This window comes from Xanthobacter aminoxidans (genome assembly GCF_023571765.1).
Classification (GTDB): domain Bacteria; phylum Pseudomonadota; class Alphaproteobacteria; order Rhizobiales; family Xanthobacteraceae; genus Xanthobacter; species Xanthobacter aminoxidans.
On the sequence record NZ_JAMJXC010000046.1, the window covers coordinates 1 to 3,984 of the forward strand.

Genomic DNA, 3,984 nt, shown 5'->3' on the forward strand with positions numbered 1-3,984 from the left:
CCGAGAGGGACTGGGTGGCGAACACCACGCTGGCGTTCTTCTTGCGCAGGGTCTTCAGCCACTCCCTCAGCTGCCCGGCGAAGCCCGGATCGTCGAGCGCCAGCCATCCCTCGTCGATGATGAGGAGGGTGGGAGAGCCGTCGAGCCGGTCCTCGATGCGGTGGAAGAGATAGGAGAGCACCGCCGGCGCGGCGCTGGTGCCGATCATCCCTTCGGTCTCGAAGGCCTGGACGGACGCCTGCCCCAGATGCTCCGCCTCGGCATCGAGCAGGCGGCCATGGGCGCCGCCGATGCAATAGAGCCGCAGGGCCTGCTTCAGAGTATTGGACTGGAGCAGGACGGCAAGGCCGGTCAGTGTGCGCTCCTCCATCGGCGCCGAGGCCAGCGAGGTGAGCGCCGACCAGATGTGCTCCTTCACCTCCGGGGTGATGGTGACGCCTTCGCGGGTCAGGATCGCCACGATCCAGTCGGCAGCCCATGTGCGCTCGGGGAGTTCATCCACGCGGGCGAGCGGCTGGAGCGCGATGCTCTCCTCGGCGAGGCTTCCGCCCAGGTCATGCCAGTCGCCACCCATGGCGAGGGCGGCGGCCCGGATGCTGCCGCCGAAGTCGAAGGCGAACACCTGAGATCCGGCATAGCGCCGGAACTGCAGAGCCATGAGCGCCAGCAGCACGGACTTGCCCGCGCCGGTCGGTCCCACCACCAGGGTGTGGCCCACATCCCCCACGTGGAGCGAGAAACGGAACGGGGTCGACCCCTCCGTCTTCCCGTAGAACAGCGGCGGCGCCGCAAAATGCGCGTCCTGCTCGTCTCCGGCCCACACCGCGGAGAGCGGGATCATGTGCGCGAGGTTCAGGGTCGAGACGGGCGGTTGGCGCACGTTGGCGTAGACGTGCCCGGGCAGGCTACCGAGCCAGGCATCGACGGCATTGAGGGTCTCGACCATCGCGGTGAAATCCCGGCCCTGGATCACCTTCTCCACCAGCCGGACCTTCTCGTCGGCGATACGGGGATCGGCGTCCCAGACCGTTACCGTGGCGGTGACATATGCGATGCCGGCATAGTCGGCGCCGAGCTCCTGCAAGGCGAGGTCTGCGTCCTCCGCCTTGTTGGCGGCATCCGAATCCACCAGCACCGAAGCTTCGTTGGTCATCACCTCCTTGAGGATCGCGGCGATGGACTTGCGCTTGGCGAACCATTGGCGGCGGATTTTCGTCAGCAGCCGGGTGGCGTCGGTCTTGTCGAGGAGGATGGAACGGGTGGACCAGCGATAGGGAAAGGCCAGTCGGTTGAGGTCATCCAGGATCCCTGGCGTCGTCGCCGTGGGAAAACCCACGATGGTGAGCACACGCAGGTGCTGTCTCCCGAGCACGGGCTCCAGCCCGCCGGTGAGCGGCTGGTCGGCGAGGAGCGCGTCGAGATACATCGGCGTCTCGGGGACACGGACCCGCTGGCGCCGGGTCGAGACGCAACCGTGGAGATAGGTCAGGGTCTCGGCGCCATCGAGCCACCGGCACTCCGGCATGAAGGCTTCGACCAGCCGGAGCACCCGTTCCGTGCGGTCGATGAAGGCGCTCAGGGCTTCGCGGGGATCGACATCCTCGCGCCCGCGGCCCTCATAGAGCCAGCTCTCCGCCCGCGCGGCCTCCTCCGCCGGTGGAAGCCATGTGAAGGTGAGGAAATAGCTGGATTCAAAGTGGCTGCCGGCTTCGGCGAACCCGGCCTTCCGCTCGGCATCGACCAATGCGGAGGCGGGATCGGGGAAGACGCTCTCGGGATAGGCCCCCGCTTCGTGCCGCTGCGCTTCCACGAACAGTGCCCAGCCCGAGCCAAGGCGGCGGAAGGCGCTGTTGAGGCGACCCGCCACGGCGACGAGTTCGGCAGGGATGGCGGAATCAAGGTCCGGCCCGCGGAAGCGTGCGGTGCGCTGGAAGCTGCCGTCCTTGTTGAGGACGACGCCCGGGCCGACCAGGGCCGCCCACGGCAAATAGTCCGCCAGACGGCTCCCCTGACGACGATACTCGGCGAGGTTCATCATTGCGCGCCCGCTCAGATCGACAGATGGGAGGGGATGCGCAGATGCCGGCGCACCACGTCGACGAAGAGCGGATCGCGCTTGGCGGCCCAGACAGCGGCGAGGTGACCGATCGCCCACAGCGCGAGGCCCACGAGCCAGAGTCTCAGCCCCAGCCCGACGGCACCGGCGAGCGTGCCGTTGAAGATGGCGAGTGCCCGCGGCGCGCCGCCGAGCAGGATCGGCTCGCTGAGCGCTCGGTGGACCGGCACGGAGAACCCCGGCACCTCACCGGCATCGCCCGCCATCAGACCAGCGCTCCGCCGCTGAAGGAGAAGAAGGAGAGGAAGAAGCTGGAAGCGGCGAAGGCGATGGAGAGGCCGAATACGATCTGGATCAGCCGCCGGAACCCGCCCGAGGTGTCGCCGAAGGCGAGCGCCAGGCCGGTCGAGATGATGATGATCACCGCGATGATCTTGGCCACCGGCCCCTGGATGGACTCCAGGATGGACTGCAGGGGGGTCTCCCACGGCATGGAGGAGCCGGAGGCGTGGGCGGCGGACACCGCGCAGGCGAAGGCAAGAGCCCCTGCGGCGGTACACATGAGGCGGCGACAGTGGGAAACAGAGCTCGGCATCACGGGATGGTTCCTTCTTCGGTCGGAGGGATGGCGGGGGAGAGCCGGTAATCACCGTCGGGGCCGAGCCCGTCGACGTGGGCGAGCTCGGTGAGCCGGCGCGCGGTGCCGCGGCCGGAGAGCACGGCGATGAGGTCGATGGTTTCGGCGATCAGGGCGCGCGGGACGGTGACGACGGCTTCCTGAATGAGCTGCTCCAGCCGTCGCAGGGTGCCTATGGCGCTACCTGCGTGGATGGTGCCGATGCCACCGGGATGGCCCGTCCCCCACGCCTTCAGGAGGTCCAGGGCCTCCGCCCCGCGCACTTCGCCGATGGGGATGCGGTCGGGCCGCAGACGGAGCGACGAGCGCACGAGGTCGGAGAGCGAGGCGATGCCGTCCTTGGTGCGCATGGCCACCAGGTTGGGCGCGGCGCATTGGAGCTCGCGCGTGTCCTCGATCAGGATGACCCGCTCGGAAGTCTTGGCCACTTCGGCGAGGAGGGCATTGGTGAGGGTGGTCTTGCCGGTGGAGGTGCCGCCCGCAACCAGGATGTTGGCGCGGGAGGCAACACAGTGGCGGAGAGTCTCGGCCTGCCCTGCCGACATGATGCCGGCGGCCACATAGTTGTTGAGCGTGAACACGGCGACGGCGGGCTTGCGGATGGCGAAGGTCGGGGCTGCCACGACGGGCGGGAGCAGGCCTTCGAAGCGCTCGCCGGTCACAGGAAGCTCGGCGGAGAGCCGAGGCGCTCCGGCGTGGACCTCGGCGCCGATGTGGTGGGCAACGAGGCGGATGATGCGCTCGCCGTCACCGGGGGCCAGTCGCTCACCGGTGGCAGCAAGACCCTCGGACAGGCGGTCGACCCAGAGGCGTCCGTCCGGGTTGAGCATGACTTCGACGACGGCAGGGTCATCCAGAAGAAGGGAGATCACCGGACCGAGTGCGGTGCGCAGCATGCGCACCCCGCGTGTCATACCCTCCGGATTGTGAGCTGAACCCGCCATCCCATCCCCACGGTGGCCGGGAGAAAAGCAGGGGCTTCCCGGACGGGGATGATTAAAGAAGGGGGAATTGGGGGAGATTCAACAACGGAAAGCGAGCATCGCGGCGTGGCGTGCGATCGCCTGAAATTGGCGCGGTGCGCGTCATCAGCATCTCGCCGCAGCAGTCGGTATCGACCCGTACCGGCCCCTCAACTACCCTTTCAGCGACGTCCGCTTTGGGCCCGAGGCTGTGTGAGAACTCACTGTGGCTCGTCGCGCAGGTTGTTGCCACGGCGCGCGTCGGCTCCGGTCACCCGGCTATCGCCTTGAGGGTCGCGGCCACGCCAGCGACGGCAATGGCGCGCTTC

At 68.2% G+C, this 3,984-nt stretch carries 4 protein-coding genes; all 4 read right to left on the reverse strand.

What is annotated here, in order from left to right:
- On the reverse strand, positions 1 to 2,038 hold a 2,038-nt coding region (gene trbE / locus EJ105_RS27410; protein ID WP_250168853.1), incomplete at its 3' end, for a conjugal transfer protein TrbE.
- An 11-nt stretch (positions 2,039 to 2,049) separates the two neighbouring features.
- Positions 2,050 to 2,322: a VirB3 family type IV secretion system protein gene (locus EJ105_RS27415; protein WP_250168854.1), complete on the reverse strand. Its 273-nt coding sequence runs from the start codon at positions 2,320 to 2,322 to the stop codon at positions 2,050 to 2,052.
- The gene (locus EJ105_RS27420; protein WP_250168856.1) at positions 2,322 to 2,618 is read right to left on the reverse strand and encodes a TrbC/VirB2 family type IV secretion system protein; all 297 of its coding nucleotides are present in this window, start codon (positions 2,616 to 2,618) and stop codon (positions 2,322 to 2,324) included. The genes EJ105_RS27415 and EJ105_RS27420 overlap by 1 nt, the downstream gene beginning before the upstream one ends.
- Before the next feature lie 32 nt (positions 2,619 to 2,650).
- Positions 2,651 to 3,637: a P-type conjugative transfer ATPase TrbB gene (gene trbB, locus EJ105_RS27425; RefSeq protein ID WP_250168855.1), complete on the reverse strand. Its 987-nt coding sequence runs from the start codon at positions 3,635 to 3,637 to the stop codon at positions 2,651 to 2,653.
- Positions 3,638 to 3,984: the final 347 nt, after the last annotated feature.